At 72.6% G+C, this 25,780-nt stretch carries 19 protein-coding genes and 1 pseudogene; 13 read left to right on the plus strand and 7 right to left on the minus strand.

All coding sequences use genetic code 11. The features are described from left to right. The first annotated feature begins 10 nt into the window (after positions 1 to 10). From AC0682_RS20525 to AC0682_RS20545, 5 genes and pseudogenes are all read left to right on the plus strand, one after another. The gene (locus AC0682_RS20525) at positions 11 to 1,480 is read left to right on the plus strand and encodes an aldehyde dehydrogenase family protein (protein ID WP_478534422.1); all 1,470 of its coding nucleotides are present in this window, start codon (positions 11 to 13) and stop codon (positions 1,478 to 1,480) included. Positions 1,481 to 1,606: 126 nt separating this feature from the next. Continuing rightward, positions 1,607 to 3,175 (plus strand): GMC family oxidoreductase, encoded by a 1,569-nt coding sequence (locus tag AC0682_RS20530; protein ID WP_478534423.1) that lies wholly within the window; start codon positions 1,607 to 1,609, stop codon positions 3,173 to 3,175. Between the two features lie 54 nt (positions 3,176 to 3,229). Continuing rightward, positions 3,230 to 3,859 carry an alpha-ketoglutarate-dependent dioxygenase AlkB gene (locus AC0682_RS20535; RefSeq protein ID WP_478534425.1) on the plus strand — a complete coding sequence of 210 codons (630 nt, stop codon included), beginning with the start codon at positions 3,230 to 3,232 and terminating at the stop codon, positions 3,857 to 3,859. 157 nt (positions 3,860 to 4,016) lie between these two features. Beyond that, complete coding sequence (locus AC0682_RS20540; RefSeq protein ID WP_478534426.1) at positions 4,017 to 6,557, plus strand: SpoIIE family protein phosphatase; 2,541 nt, start codon at positions 4,017 to 4,019, stop codon at positions 6,555 to 6,557. Between the two features lie 114 nt (positions 6,558 to 6,671). Further along, positions 6,672 to 7,052: pseudogene (locus AC0682_RS20545) on the plus strand (ISAzo13 family transposase); the annotation flags it as partial. A gap of 92 nt (positions 7,053 to 7,144) precedes the next feature. Here the strand turns inward: AC0682_RS20545 and AC0682_RS20550 are convergent. Continuing rightward, positions 7,145 to 8,260, minus strand: coding sequence for a phage baseplate protein (locus AC0682_RS20550; protein WP_478534427.1), 1,116 nt, complete (start codon positions 8,258 to 8,260; stop codon positions 7,145 to 7,147). Between the two features lie 141 nt (positions 8,261 to 8,401). Here AC0682_RS20550 and AC0682_RS20555 point away from each other — a divergent pair, with 141 nt between their 5' ends. Together AC0682_RS20555 and AC0682_RS20560 are read left to right on the plus strand one after the other, a co-directional pair. Beyond that, the gene (locus AC0682_RS20555; RefSeq protein WP_478534428.1) at positions 8,402 to 8,743 is read left to right on the plus strand and encodes a hypothetical protein; all 342 of its coding nucleotides are present in this window, start codon (positions 8,402 to 8,404) and stop codon (positions 8,741 to 8,743) included. A 677-nt stretch (positions 8,744 to 9,420) separates the two neighbouring features. After that, entirely contained in the window at positions 9,421 to 10,971 is a 1,551-nt protein-coding gene (locus AC0682_RS20560; RefSeq protein WP_478534429.1) for a sugar transferase, read from the plus strand. Between the two features lie 77 nt (positions 10,972 to 11,048). Here the strand turns inward: AC0682_RS20560 and AC0682_RS20565 are convergent, their stop codons facing one another. Further along, positions 11,049 to 12,032 (minus strand): GDP-L-fucose synthase family protein, encoded by a 984-nt coding sequence (locus AC0682_RS20565; protein ID WP_478534430.1) that lies wholly within the window; start codon positions 12,030 to 12,032, stop codon positions 11,049 to 11,051. Between the two features lie 116 nt (positions 12,033 to 12,148). Between AC0682_RS20565 and gmd the strand changes: the two genes are divergently transcribed. From gmd to AC0682_RS20585, 4 genes are all read left to right on the plus strand, one after another. After that, the gene (gmd, locus tag AC0682_RS20570; RefSeq protein WP_478534431.1) at positions 12,149 to 13,162 is read left to right on the plus strand and encodes a GDP-mannose 4,6-dehydratase; all 1,014 of its coding nucleotides are present in this window, start codon (positions 12,149 to 12,151) and stop codon (positions 13,160 to 13,162) included. 403 nt (positions 13,163 to 13,565) lie between these two features. Beyond that, positions 13,566 to 15,827, plus strand: a complete 2,262-nt coding sequence (locus tag AC0682_RS20575; RefSeq protein WP_478534432.1) for a LamG-like jellyroll fold domain-containing protein — start codon at positions 13,566 to 13,568, stop codon at positions 15,825 to 15,827. A 4-nt stretch (positions 15,828 to 15,831) separates the two neighbouring features. Then, on the plus strand, positions 15,832 to 16,581 hold the full coding sequence (locus AC0682_RS20580) for a hypothetical protein (RefSeq protein ID WP_478534434.1): 750 nt from the start codon (positions 15,832 to 15,834) through the stop codon (positions 16,579 to 16,581). Then, positions 16,578 to 17,417 carry a glycosyltransferase family 2 protein gene (locus tag AC0682_RS20585; RefSeq protein ID WP_478534436.1) on the plus strand — a complete coding sequence of 280 codons (840 nt, stop codon included), beginning with the start codon at positions 16,578 to 16,580 and terminating at the stop codon, positions 17,415 to 17,417. The genes AC0682_RS20580 and AC0682_RS20585 overlap by 4 nt, the downstream gene beginning before the upstream one ends. A 12-nt stretch (positions 17,418 to 17,429) precedes the next feature. Here the strand turns inward: AC0682_RS20585 and AC0682_RS20590 are convergent, their stop codons facing one another. Further along, positions 17,430 to 18,593, minus strand: a complete 1,164-nt coding sequence (locus AC0682_RS20590) for a glycosyltransferase (RefSeq protein WP_478534437.1) — start codon at positions 18,591 to 18,593, stop codon at positions 17,430 to 17,432. A 108-nt stretch (positions 18,594 to 18,701) separates the two neighbouring features. Here AC0682_RS20590 and AC0682_RS20595 point away from each other — a divergent pair, with 108 nt between their 5' ends. Then, a complete protein-coding gene (locus AC0682_RS20595; RefSeq protein ID WP_478534439.1) occupies positions 18,702 to 20,243 on the plus strand; it encodes a hypothetical protein in 1,542 nt (513 codons plus the stop codon). Here AC0682_RS20595 and AC0682_RS20600 read toward each other — a convergent pair. Genes AC0682_RS20600 through AC0682_RS20610 form a run of 3 tightly spaced genes read right to left on the minus strand, consistent with a single transcriptional unit; the run spans position 20,212 to position 24,397 of the window. Further along, complete coding sequence (locus AC0682_RS20600; RefSeq protein ID WP_478534440.1) at positions 20,212 to 21,459, minus strand: MATE family efflux transporter; 1,248 nt, start codon at positions 21,457 to 21,459, stop codon at positions 20,212 to 20,214. The two genes, AC0682_RS20595 and AC0682_RS20600, sit on opposite strands and share 32 nt — an antisense overlap. After that, the gene (locus tag AC0682_RS20605; protein ID WP_478534441.1) at positions 21,456 to 23,141 is read right to left on the minus strand and encodes a CpsD/CapB family tyrosine-protein kinase; all 1,686 of its coding nucleotides are present in this window, start codon (positions 23,139 to 23,141) and stop codon (positions 21,456 to 21,458) included. Before AC0682_RS20605 ends, AC0682_RS20600 begins: the two co-directional genes overlap by 4 nt. Beyond that, entirely contained in the window at positions 23,138 to 24,397 is a 1,260-nt protein-coding gene (locus AC0682_RS20610) for a glycosyltransferase (protein ID WP_478534442.1), read from the minus strand. Before AC0682_RS20610 ends, AC0682_RS20605 begins: the two co-directional genes overlap by 4 nt. A gap of 153 nt (positions 24,398 to 24,550) precedes the next feature. On the opposite strand from AC0682_RS20610, the gene AC0682_RS20615 reads away from it, so the two are divergent. Then, positions 24,551 to 25,000 carry an FAD synthase family protein gene (locus AC0682_RS20615; RefSeq protein WP_015612087.1) on the plus strand — a complete coding sequence of 150 codons (450 nt, stop codon included), beginning with the start codon at positions 24,551 to 24,553 and terminating at the stop codon, positions 24,998 to 25,000. Here the strand turns inward: AC0682_RS20615 and AC0682_RS20620 are convergent. After that, positions 24,969 to 25,697: a CDP-alcohol phosphatidyltransferase family protein gene (locus tag AC0682_RS20620; protein WP_478534443.1), complete on the minus strand. Its 729-nt coding sequence runs from the start codon at positions 25,695 to 25,697 to the stop codon at positions 24,969 to 24,971. The two genes, AC0682_RS20615 and AC0682_RS20620, sit on opposite strands and share 32 nt — an antisense overlap. Positions 25,698 to 25,780 lie beyond the last annotated feature (83 nt).

A 25,780-nucleotide genomic window follows, 5' to 3' on the forward strand; every position in this document is an offset into this window, starting at 1 on the left:
AGGAGGAGCCATGCCGGAGCTGTTCATCGGCGGCCGGTGGACCGCCGCCGCCGACGGGGGGACGCGGGAGATCCGCTGCCCGGCCGACGGCACGCTGGTCGCCACCGTCGACGAGGGTGGGCCGACGGACGCCGAAGCGGCCGTCGCCGCCGCCCGGCGGGCCTTCGACGAGGGGCCCTGGCCGCGGATGCCGGCCGCCGAGCGCGGGCGGCTGCTGCTGCGGGTCGCGGAGCTGCTGGAGCGGGACAGGAGCACCTTCGCGCGGGCGGAGTCGCTGGACACCGGGAAGCGGCTGGTGGAGAGCGCGTACGACATGGACGACATCGCCAACTGCTTCCGCTACTTCGGCAACCTCGTCTCCGCCGGGTCCACCGACCGGGTCGTCGACACCGGGAACGCGGACGTGGACAGCCGGATCGTGTACGAGCCCGTCGGCGTCTGCTCGCTCATCACCCCGTGGAACTACCCGCTCCTCCAGACCGCCTGGAAGGTCGCCCCGGCGCTCGCGGCCGGCAACACCTTCGTTCTCAAGCCGAGCGAGCTGACCCCGCACACCGCCGTCCTGCTCATGGGGCTGCTCGTCGAGGCCGAGCTGCCGGAGGGGGTGGCCAACCTGGTGCTCGGGGCGGGCGCGGCCGTGGGCGCGCCGCTCACCGAGGACCCGCGGGTGGACATGGTGTCGTTCACCGGAGGGCTCGCCACCGGGCGGGCCGTCATGGCGGCCGCCGCGCCGACCGTGAAGAAGGTGGCCCTGGAGCTGGGCGGGAAGAACCCCAACATCGTCTTCGCCGACGCCGACTTCGACACCGCCGTCGACTACGGGCTGATGGCGGTCTTCCTGCACGCGGGGCAGGTCTGCTCCGCCGGGGCCCGGCTGCTCGTGCAGGACGAGCTGCACGACCGGTTCGTGGACGAGCTGGTGGAGCGGGCCCGCCGGATCAGGCTCGGCGGGCCCTTCGACGAGGAGGCCCGCAGCGGCCCGCTGATCTCCGCCGCCCACCGCGACAAGGTCGAGGCGTACGTGGCCGAGGGCGTCGCCGAGGGCGCCGTACTGCGCTGCGGGGGCGCGCGGCCCGACGACCCCGCGCTGGCGGACGGCTTCTACTACCTGCCGACCGTGCTCGACGAGTGCCGTCCGTCCATGTCCGTGGTGCGGGACGAGTCGTTCGGGCCCGTCCTGACCGTGGAGCGGTTCCGGGACGAGGACGAGGCGGTGCGGCTGGCCAACGACACGGTGTACGGGCTGGCGGGCGCGGTCTGGACACAGGATGCCGGGCGCGCCCACCGGGTGGCCTCCCGGCTGCGCGCCGGGACCGTGTGGATCAACGACTTCCACCCCTACGTGCCGCAGGCGGAGTGGGGCGGCATGAAGCAGTCCGGCTTCGGTCGCGAGCTGGGGCCGACGGGGCTGGCGGAGTACCAGGAGGCCAAGCACATCTGGCGCAATGTGGCCACGGCCCCGCAACGGTGGTTCGAATGAGCCGCCCCGCCCGCCCCGGACACGCCGAGGGGCCGAGCGGGCCCAAGGGGTCCGGTGGCCGCCGGGGCCCCACCGCTGCGCCGCCGGCAACGCCCGACCGCTGAACCGCTGACCCCTGGAGACGCGATGCCCGAAGAGAGCCCTGTGACCGTGTACGACTACGTCGTGGTCGGCGGCGGTACGGCGGGTGCCGTCGTCGCCGCCCGACTCAGCGAGGACCCCGCCACCACCGTCTGCGTCCTGGAGGCCGGGCCATCGGACGTCGGGGACGACAGCATCCTGCGGCTGGAGAGGTGGATGGCGCTGCTGGAGTCCGGCTACGACTGGGACTATCCGGTGGAGCCGCAGGAGTACGGCAACAGCTTCATGCGCCACGCCCGCGCCAAGGTGCTCGGCGGCTGCTCCTCGCACAACTCGTGCATCGCCTTCTGGGCACCGGCCGAGGACCTCGACGAGTGGGGTGCGCTGGGCTGCACCGGGTGGAGCGCGGCGGAGTGCTTCCCGCTCTACCGGCGGCTGGAGACCAACGACGCCCCCGGCGACCACCACGGCCGCTCCGGCCCGGTCACCATCCGCACGGTCCCGCCCGCCGACCCGTGCGGTGCGGCGCTGCTGGAGGCGTGCGCCGAGGCCGGCATCCCGACCACCCCGTTCAACACGGGCACCACCGTGCTCAGGGGCGCGCACTGGTTCCAGATCAACGCCCGCGAGGACGGCACCCGGGCCTCGGCCTCGGTCGCGTATCTCCATCCGGTCCTGGGAAAGCGGCCCAACCTGGAGGTGCGGACGGGGCTCCAGGCGAAGCGGCTGCTCTTCGGGGGCGAGGACGGGCGGCGGTGCACCGGAGTGGAGTACCTGGAGCCCGACACCGTCCACAGCGGCCGGATGCACGCCCGGCGCGAGGTGATCGTGGCCTGCGGGGCGATCGACTCCCCCAAGCTGCTGATGCTCTCCGGGATCGGTCCGGCCGGCCATCTGCGGGAGACCGGCGTGGAGGTCCGGGTGGACTCCCCCGGCGTCGGCTCGCACCTCCAGGACCACCCGGAGGGCGTGATCATGTGGGAGGCGAAGCGGCCCATGGTCACCACCTCCACCCAGTGGTGGGAGATCGGCATCTTCGCGGACACGGAACCGGGGCTGGACCGGCCGGACCTGATGTTCCACTACGGCTCGGTGCCGTTCGACCTCAACACCTACCGGCGCGGCTACCCCACGTCGGAGAACGCCTTCTGCCTCACCCCGAACGTCACCCGCGCCCGCTCCCGGGGCACGGTCCGCCTCCGCACCCGGGACTTCCGGGACAAGCCCCGGGTCGATCCGCGCTACTTCACCGACGAGCACGACGTACGGGTGATGACGTACGGGCTCCGCCTGGCGCGGGAGATCGTCGCGCGGCCCGCGATGGCCGACTGGGCGGGGGCCGAGCTGGCCCCGGGACCGGGCGCCACCACCGACGCGGAGCTGTTCGCCTACATCCGCGAGACCCACAACACCGTCTACCACCCGGCGGGGACGGTCCGGATGGGTCCGGCCGACGATCCGCAGTCGCCGCTCGACCCGCAGCTGCGGGTCAAGGGGGTCACCGGGCTGCGGGTGGCGGACGCGTCGGTGATGCCGGTGCTGACCACGGCCAATCCGTGCATCACGACCATGATGATCGGTGAGAAATGCGCCGATCTGATCAGGGAGAGCTGACGGCCCCGAGCCACGCATTCGCACGTATGAACGAATCAGCGTTACGCTCGCTCCATGGCCCTTCATCTGCAGAGCTCGCTCTTCGACCAGGCGGACGAGGTCGCCGTCCGCCCCCTGGACGGGGTGCGCCGCGAGCAGCTGGGCGACGGCGCCTGGATCGACGTACTGCCGCAGTGGCTCCAGGGGGCCGACACCCTGTTCGAGGCGCTGGCCCGCGACGTGGCCTGGCGGGCGGAGCAGCGGGTGATGTACGAGCGGGTGGTGGCGGTCCCCCGGCTGCTGGCCTTCTTCGGGCGGCGCGATCTCCTGCCGCACCCCGCGCTGGAGACCGTCCGCACGGCGCTGAGCGCGTACTACGGCGCCGAACTCGGGGAGCCGTTCACCACGGCCGGGCTCTGCTACTACCGCAACGGCCGCGACGGGGTCGCCTGGCACGGCGACACGAGCGGCCGGGGCTCCACCGAGGACACCATGGTCGCGATCCTCTCGCTCGGCGCCCCCCGGCACCTGGCCCTGCGGCCCCGCCGCCCGGGCCCCGCCCCCGTACGCCGGTTGCTCGGCCACGGCGACCTGATCGTCATGGGCGGCAGCTGCCAGCGCACCTGGGAACACGCGGTCCCGAAGACGGCACGGGCGGCGGGCCCCCGGATCAGCGTCCAGTTCCGCCCCGAGGGGGTGCGCTGAGCACGCGGGCGGGCGCGTGCCGGGGCCCGCGCGCCCGGCGAGATCCGAACGAAAGGCGCCAGGCCCCTCGATCGGCCCCTGGCGGGGGCCTACCGCAGTTGTGCCGACCCCGACCAGGGCGGATTCTGAAGACCATGGACCAGGCCGGTGTGTCGCGGTGAGCGCGACCGGAGCGGCGGACGCCGCCGAATTCCGCGGCCCCCTGGACATCACCAGGGCGGCCACGGTGGTTCTGGACGGCCGGGACACGGTCATCGGGTGGAGCCCGGCCGCCACCGCACTGCTCGGCTACAGCCCGCGGGAGGCCGCCGGGCGGCCGCTGAGCGCGTTCCTGGCCCCCTTGCCGACCGACGGCCCGCTCCCGGCCGCCTCGGACCGCCCGGCCGCCGCTGTCTCCTCGGGCGCGCTCGCCGCCCCGGGCCTCCCTGAGCCGCCCGGGCCCGGGCAGCCGCCCGCCGGCCACGAGATCCGCCTCGCCCGCCACCGGGACGGCCATGAGCTGCTGGTGGTGACGACCCTGTGCCCGCTGGCCGGCCCGGGGGACGGTGGTACGGACGGCGGGGCGCCGGAGCGGGTGCTCGTCGCGGCGGAGCTGGGCGAGCTGCGGCTGTGGGAGTCCCGGCTCGCGCTGCTCCAGGGGCTCGCCACCCAGTCCCCCGTCGGGCTGGCGATCTACGACACCGACCTCCGGCTGACCTGGAGCAACACCGCCTTCGAGCGGGAGATCGGCAGGCCGCTCGCGGAGTACCTGGGGATGCGGGCCGACGAGCTGTACTCCGGGGGCCGCTTCGTGACCCCGGGGTACCCCTCGACGCTCGACGCCGTGATGCACCAGGTGATCGATACCGGGGAGCCCGTCCTCGATCTGCACTTCCAGGGGATTCCGCCGAGCGACCCGGGCAGCGAGCACCTGTGGTCGTGCTCCTACTACCGGCTGGAGGACGCCCACGGCCATGTCTTCGGGGTCTGCGAGGACGCCTTCGACATCTCCGACCGACAGCGCGCCCAGCAGCGCCTCGCCCTGCTGGTGGAGGTCGGCCGCCGGATCGGGACGGTCCTGGACGTGGTCACCACAGCCGAGGAGATCGCCGAGGTGACGGTGCCGGAGTTCGCCGCCGCCGTACGGGTCGACATCGCGCGGGTGACGGTGATGAGCGGGGAGCTGCCCGCGACCGGGAGTTCGGCGGCAATGGACCTCCTGCGGGTCGGTGAGCACTCCGTGGACCCGGCGGCGGCCGACGCGGCGGAGCCGCTGTACCGGGGCGCGCCGGGGAGCGCGGCCGACCGCTATCCCCCGGTCGCCTATCCGCCGGGTTCGCCCCAGGACCGCAGTCTGGCCTCGGGCGGCCTGGTGCTCGACGACCACGTCCTGGTCGTGCCGTTGCGCGTCGGCGGCAGCGTGCTGGGGCTCGTCACCTTCGTACGGAGCCCGCGCCCCCAGGTGTCCGGCCGGCCGCTCGCCCACGGCTCCGCCAACACCTTCGACAACGGCGAGGTCGCCCTGGCCGACGAGCTGGCCGCCCGGGCCGCGGTCTGGATCGACAACGCCCGCCGCTTCACCCGTGAGCGCTCCGCCTCCCTCGCCCTCCAGCGCCAGCTGCTGCCCCACCATGTGCCGCCGCAGTCGGCGGTGGACATCGCCTACCGCTACCTGCCCTCGGACGATGTGACGGGGGTCGGCGGCGACTGGTTCGACGTGATCCCGCTCTCCGGGACCCGGGTCGGCCTGGTGGTCGGGGACGTGGTCGGTCACGGTCTCCAGGCGGCCGCCACCATGGGGCGGCTGCGCACGAGCGTACGGGCCTTCGCCCAGCTGGACATGGCCCCGGACGAGCTGCTGACCCGGCTGGACGACCTGGTGGGGCAGCCCGGCGTACCCCAGGGCCCGCCCTCGGACGCGTACGACGAGCTGACCACGGGGGCGACCTGTCTGTACGCGGTCTACGACCCGGTCTCTCGGCGGTGCGTCATGGCGCGGGCCGGACATCTGCCGCCGGCGGTGGTGCATCCCGACGGGCAGGTGACCTTCCCGGACCTGCCGGCCGGACCGCCGCTGGGGCTCGGGGGCCTGCCCTTCGAGTCCATGGAGATCGAGCTGCCGGTGGGGAGCCTGCTGGCGCTGTTCACGGACGGGCTGGTGGAGGCCCGGGACCACGACATCGACCAGGGGCTCGACGCGCTGGGCCGGGTGCTCGGCGCACCGGCCGCCTCACTGGAGGAGCTGTGCGACCGGGCCGTCTCCGCGCTGGTGCCGGACGCCACGACCGCCGACGACACGGCCCTGCTACTGGCCCGGACCCGGCAGCTGGACGAGAGCCAGGTGGCCGAGTGGGAGCTGCCCGCCGAGGCGGTGGCGGTGGGCCGGGCGCGCGAGCTGGCCACCGGCCGGCTCACCGCGTGGGGGCTGGAGGAGCTGTCGTTCGCCACCGAGCTGGTCGTCAGCGAGCTGGTCACCAACGCGGTCCGGTACGGTGGCGGGCCGCTGCGACTGCGGCTCATCCGGGACCGCACGCTGCTCTGCGAGGTCGCGGACACCGGCCACACCTCGCCGCATCTGCGGCACAGCGCGGAGGACGACGAGGGCGGGCGCGGACTGTTCATCGTCGCCCAGCTCGTCCAGCGCTGGGGCACGCGCTACACCCCGGCCGGCAAGACCATCTGGACGGAACAGGCCTTCCCTCCGGGCGAGTTCGGCTGAACCCGGTCCCTTTCCCCGGGCCTCCCGGGCGGCTCCGTCGACACCGTCGACTTCTTCGGACTCAGGTATGCCCACCTAAGGCCTGCCGGGGGACAAGTCGTGGCTTCCAGCTGTGGGGAGTACTCCACCGGCACCCGCGTCAGCGACGACGAGATCGCCGCCCTGCCCATCACCCGCCACCGCTTCCACGGTGACTGGAACCACACCCTCCACCCCCACCGCCCGACGAACGCGGCGACCACCGCCAGCACACAGGACAGGGCCCTGGCGCACCAACCGGCCCGCCCCACACGGCGTTCGCTCCAGGGCCCGGAACCGACCGGGATGCCCCGCCGGCAGCGCGACGAACGCATCGACGTGCTGACTCCAGCGATGGAGATCCGACGCGAGCAGGTGCTCCCCACCCGCAGGGGCCACGAACGCCTGACGGCCCCTGGCACAGGAGCCGAACCCGAGCTCACCTCAGCCGACCGGGTCCTGGCCACCGTGCTCAACGGCGGACGGGTCGGCTCCTCCCCGCAGGCGGCGTTCGTGGTCCTGGACGGCCGCCACGCGCTCGCTGCGCCCGCGGGGAGGAGCGGCGTCGGTTACGGCTGGACGAGGTCGTCCTTGTAGTAGATCGACGCCAGGCGCTTGCCCGGCTGAAGACCGGAGGCGAAGCCCATGCAGAGACGGAAGACGCCCGGCGTCGCCGGGTTGGGAATCTGGATCGCCAGGCCCTCGGGCTCACGGAAGGAAAGGGTGTGGGCGGCCCTGGTGTGGAAGGTCTTGACGACCTGACCGGTGTTCAGGTTCACGGAAGTGAGGTGGGTGTTGCCCTCACCCTGCCGAGAAATGTTGATCTTGGGAGTGTCCGGGTTGCCGTCGTGGTCCTGGTAGTAGTCGTACGAGTTGCCGTGCAGCAGGTAGAGGTAGCTGCCCCCCACCGCGTAGCCCTGGAACGACGGCTTGCCGTACACCTGCGGGTCGATCTTCACGGCGGGCTGCGCGATGTCCACCAGCGGGGAGCCGAAGTCACCGGCGCGCGCCTTGGCCAGGTCGTGGACGGCGAACCGCATCCCGCCGAGGTTGTAGCGGTGGACCAGACGGTTGTGGACGGGGTCGATGCTGACGGTGTTGGTGGTGCTGCCCGCTACGGGCGTGAACTTCTGCAAGCTGGTGCTGGTGGCGTCCAGCGGCGTATTGGTGTTGACGAACTTGAAGCGGCAGATCCGCCGACCCCGGCTGGTCATCTTGTCGCGGTCCTGGACGGCGTCGACCTCGAACCAGAGGTAGGTGCTGGTGCCGGACGGCTCGACGCCGAAGCTGACGCCGTGGCCGAAGCCGCGCAGGTACATGTGACCGGTGATGTTGCCGGACATGTCCCACTGGGTGACCGTCAGGTCGCCGTGCAGGTCACGCGTGGCGCCTGACAGCGCGCTCGATTCGCCCGCGAGTCTGATGCCGCCCTGCATGAGCTGGGCTATGTATATTCGGCGGTTGACGTTGTCGAAGCCGATCGACTGGAGCACCGTCCCGTGGTGCAGCGCCTTCTCGCGGAAGTAGGCCGGCCCCGTGTTGCCCTCGACCCTGATCAACTTCGAGGCGGGGATGCCCCCGGCGGCGTACGCGGAGGACATCCCCGAGCCCAGCCCGGCGGCGGAGAGAGCTGCTACGCCACCCCAGGAAAGCAGGCTGCGGCGGCTCGGACGGAGGACGTTCATATCGTTCAACACTGGTTTCCCTCGGCAGAGTGGCACGCGCGCATGGGCTCGCGTGCAGGAACGTTTCATCATCCCAGGCCCACGGCATCGACCGGCCCGGGGCCAAGGTTGTAGAGCCCGGGCCCCGGCTCCCGCTACCGGATGAGCGCATGCCGGGCGGCCCACCGGTTGATCGCCTCAGCGATGGCCTCCGGCTGGTCCTCCGGGACCTGGCGGGAGCTGGAGGGGGCCACCGAGCCGGTGCTCAGGTCCACCGCGCGGACGGCCCAGGAGGGCTACCGCCACCGCGCCGAGTTCCGCAACGACGTCGGCACCACGCGTACGGCCCCGATCACGCTGACGGTCACCCAAGGCCACGGGCGGCGGGGACACGGCCGGGTCCGGCGGGTCCGGCAGATCAGGGGGGTCCGACAGCTCCGGCGGCTCCGGCGACGCAGTCGGCTCCGAGAGCGCGTCAAGTGGCTGTATGAGCACCGATTATGACGGGTAGACAGGCCTCGACGGCACCAGTGGCAGCGCGGTCGGCAGCTCGGCCGCGAACGGGTCCGACAGCACATCCGGCCCCTACGGGGCGTCCGGCTCCGGCGACTCCGCGACCGGTGGCACCCGATCGACCGTCGGCGGCGGTGTCGCGGGCGGCTGGGCCGCGGGGGCGGCATCCCGAGGCGGCCTCGCGGCGACCGGGCTGACTGTGATCTCGGTAACTCTTCTTGCCCTCGCACTCGTTGGCGGCGGCGCACCGATCCGGCGCCCGGCCGGGAGGCACACGACGGGTCCCGCATGACTTCGCTGGCGCCCCCCTTCCACCCCGGCTGGGCCGTCCACGGACCACGGCCCCCTGACGGCACAGGTCGCCGCCAGGGGGTTTGTGGGTTCACTCCGGCGCACGCCGGAGTGAACGCTTCCGCCGTCGACTGCCACTGGACGCGCCCCACAAGGGCTTGCCAGCCTGGTAGCCCGTCAACAACCGGCCTGTGCAGGGTAGATCGGCGGGTTGCGGCAGATCGCGGGAGTCTGGACCGAGCCGTCTGAACTTCACGAGAACTCCAGCGAAATGGCACGTGTGTGGATATCGTGCACCGGGCGAGGGCGCATCCGTCTGTCCAAGGGATCGACGGATGCGTCGCGTTTGTGGGGGTGCGACTGTGGCTGGGGGGTTCATGGGGCATGTCGAGATACCGGAGACTGACATATCCGGGCCGGTGGGGATCCGGGGCGCACCACGCCCCCGTACCGCCGCCTCCCGGAATCGTACGGCGGCCCTGGAGCAGCTGTGGAGGGCCCCGTCGGCCGAGCGCGGTCCGGGCACGGGCCGGCCACCGGCCCGTCGGCGGCCGGCCCACCGCCCCGCGGTCGGCGCGCTGACCGACCTGCTGGGCATGGCCGGACCCGCCTGGCTCCTGCTCCACCTGGGCGGGCAGCCCCACCCCTGGGCGGCGGCCGTCGCGGGTCTGGTGTGGACCGGGCTGCGCGGTGCGCGCGGACGGTACGCGGACCCGTTGCGGGGCGAGCCGGGCGGCGCTTTCGGCGCCCTCGGTGACTGGCTGGCGCTGCTCGGGGTGCTGGCGGTCCTGCACGCGGCCGCGGGGGGCCCCGTCGCCCCGGCGGCGGCCGTCCTGGCCGTGGCGCCGGGGCTGCTGGTCGCCACCGTCGTCGAGGGGGTACGGCGCCGGGCGCGCACCGGACGGCGGGGCCGGGGCGTGCGCAGGGTGCTCCTGGTGGGCGAGGCGAGGGGCATCGACCATGCGGCGCAGCTACTCAACTCCCGAACGGACCACGCCTACCAACTGGTGGCGGCGGTTCCGGTCGGGCCCGGCCGACCGACGCAGGACACGGTGCAGGTGCCGGGGCGGCTCGCCTCCTGCCCGGCGGACGACGATGTGACGACCGTGCTCGGCGGGGCCTACGCCCATGAGGCGGACCTCGTACTGGTGGCTCCCGGGCCCCGGCTGACCGGGGACCGGCTGCGGCGGCTGGGCTGGGGACTGCATGACGCGGGCGTCGCCCTGTGCGTGCTCTCCGAGCTCTCGGGCATCGCCGCCTCCCGGGTCCGCCCCGTGACGGCGGCCGGGCTCACCCTGCTGCACATCGCACCCCCGCTGCGCGGCGGCCCGCAGGGGCTCCTCAAGGCCGCGGTGGATCGGGCCGGCGCACTGTTCGGGCTGCTGGTCCTCTCGCCGCTGCTGCTCGCGGTGGCGCTGAGCGTACGGCTCTCCTCGCGCGGCCCGGTCTTCCACCGGCAGGTCCGCCAGGGCCAGCACAACCGGCCGTTCACCATGTGGAAGTTCCGCACCATGGTGGCGGACGCGGAGGCGCGCAAGGCGCAGCTCACCAAGGACAACGAGGTCGACGGTCCGCTCTTCAAGATGCGCCAGGACCCGCGGGTGACCCCGGTGGGGCGGACACTGCGGCGGACCTCCATCGACGAACTGCCGCAGCTGTTCAACGTGCTGCTGGGTCAGATGTCCCTGGTGGGCCCCCGGCCCCCGCTGCCCGAGGAGGCCTCCCGCTACGACGAGCGGGAGCACCGCAGGCTCGCCGTGAAGCCGGGCCTCACCGGGCTCTGGCAGGTCAGCGGGCGCTCCGACCTCTCCTGGCAGGAGACCGTCGCCCTGGACCTCTGGTACGTCGACAACTGGTCGGTGGCCACGGACATGGGGCTCCTCGCCCGTACGGTGCGTGCCGTCACCGACGGCCGCGGGGCCTACTGAGGACGGCGGGCGTGCGGTTGCGAGGAGCCCCGGTGTGCCGCCACGCGGGCGGTGACGCCCGGCGGCGACACGGACGGTCAGGCGGCGGGCGGGAGTTGGCCCAGCCACCAGGCGTAGGTACGGGCGATGCCGTCCCGGAGCGGGATCCGCGGCTTGAAGCCGAGGGAGGTCAGACGGGAGACGTCGAGCAGCTTGCGCGGGGTCCCGTCGGGCTTCGACGTGTCCCAGCAGATCCGTCCCTGGTAGCCCGTCACCTCCGCTACGGTCTCGGCGAGTTCGCGGATGGTGAGGTCCTCACCGCAGCCGATGTTGACCGGTTCGTCACCGTCGTACGCCTCCAGCAGCGTTACGCAGGCGGCGGCCAGGTCGTCGACGTGGAGGAACTCGCGACGCGGCGAGCCGGAGCCCCAGAGGGTGACCTCGGGCGCCCCGTCACGCCGGGCCTCGTGGAAGCGGCGGATCAGCGCGGGCAGGACGTGCGAGGTCTCCAGGTCGAAGTTGTCGCCGGGCCCGTAGAGGTTGGTGGGCATGGCGCTGATGTAGGCGGCGCCGTACTGCCGGCGGTAGGACTGGGTCTGGACGATGCCGGCGATCTTGGCCAGCGCGTACGCCTCGTTGGTGGGCTCCAGCGCGCCGGTGAGCAGCGACTCCTCGCGGATGGGCTGGGGGGCGAGGCGCGGGTAGATGCACGACGAGCCGAGGAAGAGCAGCCGCTCGGTCCCGGCCGCGTGCGCCCCGGCGATCACACTCAGCTGGATACGCAGGTTGTCCTCCAGGAACTGCACCGGGTAGGTGCTGTTGGCCATGATCCCGCCCACCTTGGCGGCGGCCAGCACCACGGCGTCCGGGCGGACGTCCCGCAGATACGTCTGGGTGCGCGCGCTGTCGCGCAGGTCGAGGAGGTCCCGGCCACGGGTGAGGACCTCGTGGCCGTCGTCGGCGAGGCGGCGGGCCACCGCCGAGCCGACCAGGCCGCGGTGGCCCGCGACGAATATGCGGGAGCCGGGGCGCAGAAGGGGACGGGCGGATTCCTGGGACGGGACGGGGAGTTCGGTCGTCATGGCTCGGATTGTGCCAGCAGCGAGGGACTGCGGTGACGTTTTGCCGCAGACCGCTCCAATTCCGATATGTCGGTGAACTGTTCGTCGCACGGACGGACAGCAGAGAAGGGGGAAACGTGGCGAAGACCGCGCTCATCACGGGAGTGACCGGCCAGGACGGCTCGTACCTGGCGGAGTTGCTGCTCGACAAGGGGTACACGGTCCACGGCCTGATACGTCGCTCGTCGAGCTTCAACACCGAGCGGATCGACCACATCTACCAGGGGCCCGAGGAGCCGGAGCGCTCCTTCGTCCTGCACCACGCGGACCTCTCCGACGGGGTGGCGCTGGTGAACCTGTTGCGCGACATCCGGCCCGACGAGGTCTACAACCTCGGCGCGCAGTCCCATGTGCGGGTCTCCTTCGACGCCCCGCTCTACACGGGTGACGTCACCGGGCTCGGCACCATCCGGCTGCTGGAGGCGGTGCGGGCCAGCGGGATCGAGACCCGGATCTACCAGGCGTCGTCCTCCGAGATGTTCGGCGCCAGCCCGCCGCCGCAGAACGAGAAGACGCCGTTCCACCCGCGGAGCCCGTACAGCGTGGCAAAGGTCTACTCGTACTGGGCGACAGTCAACTACCGTGAGGCGTACGGCATGTTCGCCGTGAACGGGATCCTGTTCAACCACGAGTCGCCGCGCCGCGGGGAGACCTTCGTGACCCGGAAGATCACCCGCGGGGTGGCCCGGATCAAGGCGGGGCTCCAGGACCGGCTGCACCTGGGGAACCTGGACGCGGTCCGGGACTGGGGGTACGCGCCGGAGTACGTGGACGCCATGTGGCGGATGCTCCAGTGCGACACGCCGGACGACTACGTGGTGGCGACCGGCGAGGGGGTCAGCGTCCGGCAGTTCCTGGAGTTCGCCTTCGAGCACGCGGGGCTCGACTGGAGCGAGCACGTGCGGTACGACCCGAAGTACGAACGCCCCAGCGAGGTCGACGCGTTGATCGGTGACGCCTCCAAGGCCGAGGAGCTGCTGGGCTGGAAACCCGAGGTCAAGTCGAAGGAGCTGGCCCGCATCATGGTGGACGCGGACATACGCCTGCTCTCGGACCAGCTGACCGGCGCCGCCGTCCGGGTGGACAGATGACCGGGCCGGGACGCCGGGAGCCTGCCCCCGCCCGGCCCCCGGCTGCCCCGGCACCCCGGCGCGGCGGGCCCTTCACCGCCGTGACCGCACCGGCCGCCGGGGTCCCCGCTCCGGCCGCCGTTCCGACCGCCCCGGCCGGCTCCGCCGCTGCCCGGACCGGGCCCCCGGTCACCCATGACTCCCGGCCGGCGCCCAGCGCGTCCGTGCCGGGGAGCACCACCGGCGCAACCGCCGTCCCCACCGAGCACTCGGCGGGGCTCACCGCGCCGGCATGGGGCGGGGCGCTTCGCCCCGTCCACCCACTCGCCCCGACCGGCGGCGGGACACCACGTCCCCGCAGCCGGCCGGGCGAGGCAGGATCAGCGGCCTGTCGGCCGCAGCTCGTTCTCACCTTCGGAGCTGAATGATGAACGGAAGTACGGGGCAAGGATTCGGAGGGCGCGGCCGTCTGCGGGCCGCTTCCGCCGCTCTCTGCCTGCTGACCGGAGCCCTGACCGCCACGGCGGCCGGGGGTTCCCCGGCAGCCGCACTGACCCCTCCGGTGGCCCTCACCGCGGACGACCAGTCCACCTGGCAGACCAACGGCATCGTCTGGGCGATGGCGGCCGGCGACGGCGTGGTCTACACGGGCGGCACCTTCTCCACTCTGCGGCCGCCCAAGGCCTCACCCGGCACGAGTGAACAGCCCGCGGTGAACTTCGCCGCCTTCGACGCGGCGACCGGGGCGCCCACCGACTGCTCGCTGTCGTTCACCATCTCCTCGGGGACCGCGACCGTACGTTCGCTGGCGCTCTCTCCCGACGGGAAGACGCTCTACGCGGGCGGCCAGTTCGGCGGCGTGAACGGCGTCGGGGTCAGCAACATCGCGGCGATCGACACCGCGACCTGCACCGTCCGCAACGACTTCAAGATCGCCGTCTCGGCCACCGTGCGGGCGCTCGCCGTCACCTCCGACACGGTCTACCTGGGCGGTGACTTCAATACCGTCGGCGGCCAGAGCAGGACGCGGTTCGCGGCGGTCACGACCGCCGGGGCCTCCCTGCTGCCGTTCACGGCCAACGCCGACGAGGTCGGCCGGGCGGTCGAGGTGACCCCCGACGGGCAGAACGTACTGCTCGGCGGTGACTTCTTCCGGATCAACGGCACCAGCACCCACGCGCTGGCCGTCGTCGACGCCACCACCGGCCAACTCACCAAGTCATACCCGGGATTCATCCACGACCGGTCCACCGTCATGGACATCACCACCGACGCCACCGGCTTCTACACCGCCAACGAGGGCACCGGCGGCGGGGTGTTCGACGGCCGGATCGCGCTCAACCTGAGCAACTTCCAGCAGCGCTGGCGGGACACCTGCCTGGGCGCCACCCAGGCCGTGGCCGTCTACTCCGGCGTGCTCTACAGCGGCAGCCACGCCCACGACTGCTCCTCCATGGGCGCCTTCCCCGACCAGCCGCGCAAACACCTGCTGGCCCAGTCGGTCGACGACCCGAAGCTGCTGCCGTGGTTCCCGGACACCAACGACGGCATCGGGGAGCCGGTCGGTCCGCGCGTCATGGCCCAGACCGGCAAGGACGGCCGCCACTACCTGTGGGTCGGCGGCGAGTTCACCACCGTCAACGGGGCCCCGCAGCAGGGCCTGACCCGGTTCTGGGACGGTCCGGACACCGGAGCGCCCTGGGTGCCCAACGTCAGCCTCTCCACGCTCAACCCGGGCACGGTCGAGGTGAACTGGCAGACCAGCTTCGACACCGACGACGGTGAGCTGACCTACCGGGTCTACAAGGACGGGTCGAACACCCCCGTCCACACCACGACCGGCTACTCCGTCTTCTGGAACCGGCCGCAGCTGAGCTGGACGGACACCGACGTCGTGCCGGGCCAGACCTACTCCTACCGGATCACCGCGAGCGACGGCATCAACACCAGCGCCAAGTCCCCGGCCCAGTCGGCCACCGTGGCGACCTCCACCCAGGCCTACCCGGCCCGGGTGAAGTCCGACGGGGCGATCCTCTACTGGCGCTTCGACGAGCCGAGCGCCACCTTCGCCCACGACAGCAGCGGGAACCTCAACAACGGCTTCCTGCGCAACGCCCCGGCCTACCGGCAGACCCCGGCGGCCATCACCGGCCCGTCCACCGCGATCGGGTTCAACGGGACCAACCAGTACGCCTACAGCAACCGGCAGCACCCCGCGCCGGGCCGGTTCTCCATCGAGACCTGGATCAAGACCACCACCACCCGCGGCGGGAAGATCATCGGCTTCGGGAACCTGACCCAGCAGAACAGCACCCGCCACGACAAGCACATCTACATGCGCAACGACGGCCGGCTCGTCTTCGGCGTCTACTCCGGCTCCGCCCAGACGGTCACCACCCCGGCCGCCTACAACGACGGCCAGTGGCACCATGTCGTCGCCACCCAGGGCCCCTTCGGCCAGGGCATGTCGCTGTACGTCGACGGGCAGCTGCGCGCGTCGAACTCCCTGGTCTCCACCAACGAGAGCACCCCGGGGTACTGGCGGATCGGCGGGGACAACCTCGGCAGCTGGCCGAACCGGCCGACGAGCAACTTCTTCGCCGGGCAGATCGACGAGACAGCCGTCTACCCGACCACGCTGACCTCTTCCCAGGTCAGTGCGCACTACGCCCTGAGGAACAGCTGACCCCATGAGAAATCCGTTCCTGGCCGGTGCCGCCGTCGTCCTGACGGTGGCGGCGCTGGCCGCCTGCGGGTCGTCCGCCGACGGGAACGGGCCGGAGGCCGCGGGCGCAGAGCGCCCCGCGGCCTCCGGGCCCTCCGCCCCCGGCCCGTCCGCCACGACGTCCACCCCGCCCGAGACGACCGACACGCCCGCGGTGCCGGCCACCGAGGAGCCGGGCGCCCCTGCGCCGTCCGCTCCCTCCGCGAGCGCCGAGGGCCCCAGGACACCCGTCGGGGAGATCACTCCGGCCACCGGGACCTTCACCGAGAAGCAGAAGAAGTACTTGGAGGACCGGGTACCCAAGGGCATGGACCCGGCCGCCGTGCTCCAGACCGGCCAGGAGACCTGCGACAAGCTGCGCTATCTGATCAAGGCCGACCGGGACACGGCCGTGGGTGCCATCGCCACCGGCGAGATCAAGGACGCCCCGGCCGCGGTGGCCGGGCTCTGCCCCCAGCACCAGGACCTGGTCGACGAGGCCGCGTACGCCTATGCGGACGGCACCCACACCGGCAGGGCACTGCGCCCCGGCGTCTACCGCTCCGCCTCCCCCACCCTGGACTGCTCCTGGCAGATCGAGGGCGCGGACGGCAAGGAGCTGGCCTCCGGCACCTCCGACACGGGCGAGTCGCGGAAGATCACTATCCCGAAGTCCGCCCGTACGTTCACCTCCACAGGCTGCTACGCCTGGCTGCCCGAAGGAGCCAAGGGATGACCACCGGCACGACGAAGCTGCCCATAGCCGTGGCGATCCCCACGAAGAACGAGGGTCTGAACATCGCCGAGGCGGTGAAGTCGGTGCTCGGCCACTTCGAGGCGGTCGTCGTGGTGGACTCCCACAGCACCGACGACACGGTGAAGATCGCCGAGGAGTGCGGGGCCGAGGTGGTCACGTACACCTGGGACGGGGGCCACCCCCGCAAGAAGCAGTGGTGTCTGGAGAACGTCCGCACCGACCTGGACTGGATCCTGCTGCTCGACGGCGACGAGCGGCTGAGCCCGGGGCTGCTGGCCGAGCTGCGGCAGACCTTCCGCGATCCGTCGGCGCCGAAGCCCGCCGCGTACGACATCCCGCTCGGCTACTGGTTCTCCGGCAAGCGGCTGCGCCACGGATACACCATCCGCAAGCGGTCGTTGACCGACCGGACCCGCTGCCACTACCCGGAGGTCGGGGACCTGGACGCGCCGGGGATCGGGGAGGTGGAGGGCCACTACCAGCCGGTGGCGGCGAGCGTGGGCACGCTCACGCACCCCATCGAGCACCAGGACCTCGACCCGGTCACCGCCTGGTTCGAGCGCCACAACCGGTACTCGGACTGGGAGGCCTGGCTGGAGCACCACCCCCAGGTGAAGGAGCAGGTGCGCCAGGTCAAGTCCCGCCAGGGGCAGTTGTTCCACAAGGCACCGTTCAAGCCGGTGGTCTCGTTCGCCTACATGTATCTCTACAAGCGGGGCTTCCTGGACGGGCGGGCCGGGTTCGACTTCGCGCTGGCGATGAGCTTCTACCGCTGGCAGATCGCACTCAAGTCCCGTGAGAAGCCAGCGCGTTGACGGGCCTCCCGGTCACCCTCGCCTCCGGTGGACCACGTCCTCGCAGGTCCGCCGGAGGGTGGCGGTGACGGCCTCGATGGTGAACTGCCCGTTCACCAGCTCCCAGGCGGCCTTGCCCGCCTGCTCGGCGGCCTCGGGCTCCAGCAGCTCCAGGACGGCGTCGGCGACCTTGCGGGCGTTGGCCTCGTCCTCGCCCACCTGGCTGTCGATGACCCGGCCCGACCCCGCCGCCGCCACGTCGGGGGCCTGCCCGCAGGTACGGGTGATGACGACCGGGGTGCCGACCGACATCGCCTCCAGCACCGAGACGGGGAACGGCTCCTCGATCGCGGGGAGCACATACACATCGGCCTCGCGGTCGGCGGCCAGCACCTCGTCGTGCTCCAGTGGACCCACGTGGTCGAGGGAGTCGGCCACGCCCAGCTTCCGGGCGAGGGCGAGGGTGCCGGACAGCGCCCCGGTGTCCGGACCGGCCAGCACGAAGCGGGCGTCGGGGTGGCGGGCGAGGACGTGCGGCATCGCGGCGACGAAGTCCTCGGGCCGCTTGCGCTCCTGGATCCGGGCGAGGTAGAGGATGGTGGGCGGGCGGCCGGGCTCCCGGGCGGGCTTGCGCTCCTGCGGGCGGACCCCGTTGACCAGCCGTACGGTGCGGGTGAGCGGGACGGGGGCGGCGACGGCGTTCACATCGAGCCGCTCCATCTCGGTGAGGTGCAGCACGGCGTCGGCCTCGCGCAGTACCTTCCGCACCCCGAGGAGGTCGGTGAGCTGGGCGACCCTCTTCTCGGTGGGGTCGATCATCCCGTGGGTCTGGACGACCAGCGGCGTACGGGTCGCGAGCGCGAGCAGCGCCGCGGGCAGGGTCACCAGGTCGCGCATCAGATGGACGTGGACCAGGTCGGCGCCGCGCATCATGCGGCGGGCGGTGCGCAGCAGCCCGGCGGAGGTGATGCCGCTGACCTCGAACATCGGGAGCAGGTGGCGGGCCTGGAAGAGGTGGACCGGAACCCCTTCGACGTGGCTGGGGAGTTCGCCGCCGGGGAAGCCGTCGCCGAGCGCCATGACCCGGGCGTCGTCGCCGTGTGCCCGCTGGACCTTGGAGAGGTTGAACGCCACCCGGGTCGGACCGCCGAAGGCGTGGTCCGGGGTGTGGAGCGTGACGACGTGCAGGATTTTCACCAGAGTTCCCCTCAACTAAGGCCAAGTATTTACAGGGTAGTCATCGGCTCTCCCCAAGTGGGCTGATTCGTTAGAGTGTTCAGCGGTTCACTGATCTCTGGGGGGCGCATGGCGTCGGTGCACACGTCGGCGCGGCACGAGGCCGGGGGCGCGGTGACGGGTCCGAAGGGGCCGGGGGCTCCGCGCGGCCCCTCCGAGCCGCCCGAGCGGCCGATCGCCTGGTCGATGCTGTCGCGGGCGCTCTCGGTGCCGATCGTCCTGGGGCTGGTCTGCTTCCTGCCCGCGGTGATCGCCGCCCAGCCCGGCAGCGGGGTCCGGGACACGGCGTACTGGCTCCAGCTGGTGCTCACCTGCTATGCGGGGGCCCGGCTGGCGACGATGATCCTCTCCACCCGGCGGCGGCTGCTCCAAGGCGTCTTCTGGATGTTCGTGTACATCGCGATGGGCGTGGCGCCGTTCGCCCAGGTGGTGATCGGGCAGACGCCGACGCCGATGGTGGGGCCGCGCCAGGATCTGGTGACCGCGATCGCGATGGTCCTGGTGGGGTGTGCCGCCTACGACCTGGGGGCACTGCTGGCCTCGCGCCGACCGCTGCGGCACCGTACGCACTCCGCGCGGGGGTGGGGCGGCGGTCCCGCGGTGGCACATCCGGTGCGACTGCGGCTGCTGGTGGTGCTGGCGTTCGCGGCGAGCGCGTTCTATGTGCTGAAACTGGGCGGGCCCGCGGTCTTCTTCACCAGCCGCCAGGAGATCAACGAGACCGTGGCGGCGAGCGGGGTGGTCACGGAGGGGTCCAATGTGGGCTCGGCCTTCATCAAGGGGTTCGGCCAGGTCCCGGCGCTGCTGGCGCTGCTCTTCTACACCCGCCGGCTGGCGACCTCGTACCGGGCTCGGCGCACCCCCTCGACGGTGCTGGTGTGGGTGGCGCTGGCGGGTCTCAACCTGGTGGTCAACAACCCGATCTCCAACGCGCGTTACTGGTTCCTGACGGTGCTGATGGCGTTCGTGTTCACCGCGATGCCGAGCAGCGCGGCGGTCTACCGCACGGTGCTGGCGACCGGGGTGGTGGGGGCGCTGGTGGTGTTCCCGTACGCGGACAAGTTCCGGTACGACGAGGAGGGACAGCGGCCCGCGCAGTCCGCATCGGTCTTCGAGCCGCTGGTGACCAAGGACTACGACCAGATGGTGATGTTCGCCAACACCATCTCGTGGGTGGACACCCGGGGCCATACTTATGGCCGCCAACTGGCGGGCTCCGGCCTGTTCTTCGTGCCGCGCGCGGTGTGGAGCGGGAAGCCGGAGGACACCGGGGTCCGGGTCGGGCAGTGGATGGGGCTGCGGATGACCAATCTCTCGGCCCCGCTGTGGACCGAGTTCTGGGTCGATCTCGGTGCGACCGGCATGATCGGCGGGCTGGCGCTGATCGGCTACGCGTCGGCGCGCACCGACCGCCGGTACGCCCTGGCCGTCACCCGGGCGGGGCCGGGGCCGGGGAGCGTGCTGGCCATCGCCGCGCCGCTGCTCGCCGGGTACACCTTCATCCTGCTGCGCGGCCCGCTCCTCCAGGCGGCGGGGAAGCTGGCCATCGCCGCGCTCTGTCTGCTGGCGATCGCCACGTTCAGGGAGCAGCGGGCAGCGCGTCGGCGCTGACGCCCTCCGGCCGCGGAGCCGGTGGGCGGCGGCGCAGGCGGCAGACCCTGATCCAGGTGACGACGGCCTTGCAGAGCGAGCCGAGGAAGAGCCCCCAGGCGGCCCCCGGGACGCCCCCGAGGAGGTAGCCGCCCGCGAGGAACGCCACGGCGGTGAGCGAGAAGACCACCTGGATGGCGAGCGTGGTGCGCGGGTCGAGCATCCGCAGGGCCAGCAGCCCGCAGGTGCCGACGGCCATCGCCGCGTACTGGCTACCGGTCGCGGGCAGCAGTCCGGCGGCCACCGACCAGGTGTCGCCGAGGAGTTGGCGTCCGGCGCGGTCGGGGAGCAGGGCGAGGGCGGTTGCCCAGAGGGCGGCGGTGGCGGCGAGCACGGCGGCCAGGGCGGCGGTGGCCCGGACACGGCGGCGCTCGTCGGTGATGCGGCCGAGCAGCGGGGGGCCGAAGGAGGTGGCGGAGGTGAAGAGCACGTTCAGCGGGCCGAAGAGGGTGGTGGCCCCGCGCAGGGCGCCGACCAGGAGCGGGTTGCCGACGGCGGAGAGGCCGAGGACGGAGAGCTGGCTGGTGGCGTTGCCGACCCCGAATTCGACGGTGAACCGCTGCCCGAGGTGGCCGCGCCGGATCAGCGGGCGCAGGGCCATGGGGGCCCCGGCGGTGGCGCGGTGGAGCAGGGCGGCGGAGAGCAGCAGCGCCGGCAGGGCGGAGAGGCCCCAGAGCGCGACCAGGCGCGCGGGCGAGGCCCCGTACACCTGGGTGCCGAGCGCGCCGAGGACGCAGGCCAGTCGCAAGAGGTCGCAGAGCAGGGCGAGATGGGGCTGCTGGAGGGTGGAGAAGGCGTATCGAACGGCGTCCTGGCCGAGGACCACCGGCAGCACCAGGCCGAGCATGGTCAGCGCCCGTGCGGTGTCCCCGGGGACGAGGAGGCAGACGGCGGCCAGGAGCGCGCCGAGCGCGGCGGCGGCGAGCAGGGTGAACGCGACGGCCGAACGGCAGGCGCCCCGGGTCTCGGCACCGGCGCCGCGCTTGAGGACGAGGGGCTGTCCGGTGTACGCGCCCGAGACGCCGAGCAGCACCGTGAAGACCAGGTAGACCGCGGAGAAGCGGGCGAAGTCGGCCACGGTGGAGAGCCGGGCGGCGGCCACCAGCACCAGGATGTTGGTGAGCGCCGCCACGCCCTGGTCCGCCACCGAGCTGAGGACGGCCCAGCGGGCTCTCACCGCCGGACCGCCGGAAGGGTCAGCGAGCGCAGACCGAGGGTCTCGGTGGGGTCTCCCGTGATCTCGGGGCCGTCCGGCCCACCGGTGGAGTCGGGGCCGCCGCCCCCGGCACGGCGCCGGGCGGACTGGGAGCGGCGAAGCTGCCACAGCCGCCGTCGGCCCGGGTGGAGCAGGGCGCCGAGGACGGAGCCGCCGGAGGCCCCGATGATCTCGCGGATGCGCTCCAGGTCGCTGCGGTGCACCTCGCGCGGGTCGCAGACGATCATGACGCCGTCCACCCGGTCCACCAGGGCGACCGCGTCCGCGTAGGAGAGGACCGGCGGGGCCAGGACGATGACGACGCTGCCGGGCCGGTCGGCCTCCGCGACGATGCGGCCGACCGGGGTGGAGGTGAGGGCGCGCGGGACGTTGTCGACGGTGGTGCCGGGGATCAGGGCGAAGGCGCCGGAGCCGGGCACGTCCACGTTGGAGCGACCGCCGGTGGGCCAGCTGCCGTCCCCCTCCTCGGCGGCCCAGCGCGGGGGGCGGACCTCGTGGGCGGCGGGGCCCAGGGCGCGGGCGAGGGAGGGCGTACGGAGGTCGGCCTCGACGAGGAGGACGTCCCGGCCCATCTCGGCGAAGGCGGCGGCCAGGTTGGCGGCGGCGGCCGCCGCCTCCTGGTTGTCGCCGCGCGGGGAGGTGACCAGCAACCTGCGGCGCTCGGCGAACTCGGGGTCGTAGGCGAGCCGGAAGGCGACGGCTCGGTACTCCTCCGCGAGCCGGGAGCCACTGCGGCCGATGGCGAGCACCGTCCCGGCGGCTGCCCGTTCGCGGGGCAGGGTGCCGAGCAGCGGGGCGCCGAGCGAGCGGACCAGCTCGCGGGTGGAGCGTACGGCGGGGTCGAAGACGAGCCGCACCCAGGAGAGCAGCAGCCCGAGCGCGAGGCCGACGACCCCGCCGAGCCCGAGCAGCAGGGGCAGACCGGGGCCGGTGGGCGAGGTGGGGGCGACGGGCTTCTTGTTGAGGTAGCCGGGGGTGGTGTCCAGGGCCTTCAGCTCGGAGATCTTCCGGCTCAGCTCGGAGATGGAGACGATGATGTTGGCGCGGGCGCTGGTGACGTCGTTGTCCGCGCCCGCCCCGATCTGCTTCTCCAGCAGGTCGCGCTTCTCCTCCAGCGGGCCGAGCTGGGCCCGGTAGCCGTCGGACATGTTCTTGATGCTGTCCTCGGTGCGCGCCTTGCGGTGGGTCAGGTAGGCGCCTGCCAGGGCTTCGGCACGGGCCCGTGACTGCTCGGGGGTGGCGCCGGTGTAGGCGAAGCGGAGGATGAGGGTGTTGGGCGGGTTGGTGACCTGGAGCCCGGCGAGGAGGTCCGGGGCGGTGACGTCGTCGCCCCGCTTGAGGAGCGTGCCGGCCGCCAGGGTGCCGACGGTGTCGCTGACGGCGGTCTGGCGCTCGGAGCCGATGTTGATGCCCTTGTCCGCGCTGGCCCCGGCGGCGAAGGGGTCGGAGATGGCGGAGCGGACGAGCACCTCACCGGTGGCGGTGTAGGTGTCCTCGCCGCTGAGGCCGAGGAAGCCGCCGCCGAACAGCCCGATGACGACACCTGCCGCCAGCAGCGCCCGGTAGCGCAGGAGCTGGCGGAACTGGTCGCGCAGGAGCGCCGGTTCGTCCTGGTCGTCGGGGACTCGGTTGGCAGCGGTCATCGGGCGGCGCTCCCTCGCCCGTCCAGGGCCTCGGTCAGCAGGTCGTCGAAGCGGGCGAGCCCCGCCTCCCGGCTCAGGTGGCGGGCCACGTACTCCGGGCCCCTGGCCCCGAGCGCCGCCGCGGTGGCGGGGTCGGCGGCCAGCTTCCGTACGGACTCCAGCAGCGCGGCCGGGTCCTCGGGGGCGACGAGCACCCCGGCCCCGGAGCGGCGCACCTCGTCGGCGGTGCCGCCCTCGTCGGCGACGGAGGCGACGACCGGGCGGCCGGAGACGAAGTAGGAAGTGAGCTTGGAGGGGACGCTCATGTCGAGGACGGAGGCCCGCTGGGTGACCGCGAGGACATCGGCGGCGGCGAGGATTTCGGTGAACTCCCCCGCCCCCGCGGGCTCCAGGAAGTCCACGTTGGGCAGCCCCTCGGCGCGGGCGCGCAGGGCGTCGCGCTGGTTGCCGTCGCCCATCAGGACGACCCGGAGGTCGGGAGCGAGACGGGCGGTGTCCACCAGGACCTCCAGGCCCTGCTTGAGGCCCATGTTCCCCGAGTGGAGCAGGACGGGGGTGGCGGGGTCCCAGCCGAGCCGGGCGCGGGTGGCGGCCCGGTCGGCCGTGGGGCCGTGCACATGGGTCCAGTTGGGGACGGTGCGGATGCGGCCGGGGTCGACTCCGAGGGCGGTGACACGGGGGACGAAGCTCTCGTGGATGACACCGACGAGGGTCGCGCCGCTCAGGGCGTACCGCTCGGCCGCCGCCGCGAGCGCCGCCGCCCGGTCCCCGCCCCGGATGCCGCTCTGCGCGGCGGCGGCACCCATCAGGTCCTGGACGACGGGTATGTAGGGCACGCGGTGGCGGCGGGCGATACGGGCGCCGATGACCCCGCCGGCCAGGCTGGGCATCTGCGAGACCACCACGTCCGGCCGACCCGGCGGCGGCGCGAGGAGTCCGGTGGCCAGGACGGTGGCCTCGAACGCGGCCCGTCGCAGGGCGCTCTGACGGGACGGCACGTAGTGGCGTCGCCGGTGCACCCCGACACCGCCGCGCACCTCCACGGTCCGCCAGACGCTCCGGTATGCCTCGTCCAGCTGCCAGGACGGGTAGTGCGGCATCCCGGTGAGCGCTCGCACCCGGGCACCCGACCGGGCCCAGTGCTCGGCGAGTTGAGTGGCGTACGGGCCGATGCCCGTGACCTCGGGTGCGTAGTTCGTCGAGACCACCAGGACACGGCGGCCCTCGAACGGCCTGCGCCGTTCTGCATCGGACATCGGTCGTTCGCCCTTCCCCCCACAACAGCCGCCGCTCCCTGCCCGGGAGCGGCCCCTGTCGAGCTTATCCGTTCACGGCCTGCACAAGTGTTCTTCACAGTAAGGTCGTTGGAACATCACCGGATCATGTCGACCGTGGGGGGAGAGATACGGATGGTGCAGCACAGGGTGGGGTACGCGCCAGGGGTGTACGACCTGTTCCACGTGGGTCACCTCAACATCCTGCGGCACGCCCGCAGTCAGTGTGACTACCTGGTGGCGGGGGTCGTCTCGGACGAGATGGCCGCTCTCGCCAAGGGCCACACGCCCGTGATCCCGTTGCGCGAGCGCCTGGAGATCGTCCGCAGCGTGCGGTTCGTCGACGCCGCGTTCGTGGAGACCGTGCCGGACAAGGTCGAGACCTGGCAGCAGGTCCGGTTCGACGTGATCTTCAAGGGCGACGACTGGCGGGGCACGGAGAAGGGGAAGAAGCTGGAGCGCGACTTCGCCGAGGTCGGCGTGGAGGTCGTCTACTTCCCGTACACCGTGCACACGTCCAGCACCCAGCTGCGCCGGGCGCTGGACGTGCTCGTCAGCCGGGACGGAGCGCTGTCAGCTCCCTGAACCACTTGGCGAGGAAGGCCGCCAGGAAGAGCGTGTGGACCGCCGCGAGCGCGGCGTACCCGGCCAGGAAGGCGCCGGGTGCGCCGAGCAGCAGGAAGACCAGGCAGAACACCCCGTAGTCGGCGGGCAGCAGGGCGATCGCCCGCACCCGGGAGACCGGGGCGGCGGGAGCCGTCGCCGCCCGCCCGGCGGCCGCCGCCTTGCCGAGGTGTTCGCGCAGCAGCCCCGCGCAGAAGGTCACCACGGCGGCCAGCTGGAAGCCGAGCGGCAGCAGCAGCCAACCGTCCGAGGGCAGTTCCCCGAAGCGGTAGAAGGAGACCAGCACGGCGGCGTGGACCAGCAGCAGCTTGCCGCAGTCCACCACATGGTCCAGCCACTCCCCGGCGGGGCCGCCCCGGCCGGTGAGCCGGGCGAGCTGGCCGTCGGCCGAGTCGAAGGCGAAGCCGATCGCGAGGGCCGCGTAGACGACCAGCCCCAGCGTCCAGGACGGCTCGGCAAGCGCCACCGCCCCGATCGCGGAGTAGGTGAACAGGCCACTGATCAAGGTGACCTGATTGGGCGTCAGTCCCGCCCGGTAGGCGCCCGCTGCGAGCAACCGCCCGGCCGGGCGGTTCACGTACCGCGAGTAGAGCGAGACGCCCTTGGCGCTCTTCTGTGCGCCGCGCAGTTCGCGCAGCACGGTGCCCGTGCTTCCCATACGCCCCCCAGCGTCCGGCATTGCCCGCATCATGGCATGCGGACCCCGGGGGCGTGGGGCGATCGGCACAGCCGGAACAGTTC

It is taken from the genome of Streptomyces sp. NPDC043746, assembly GCF_056436485.1.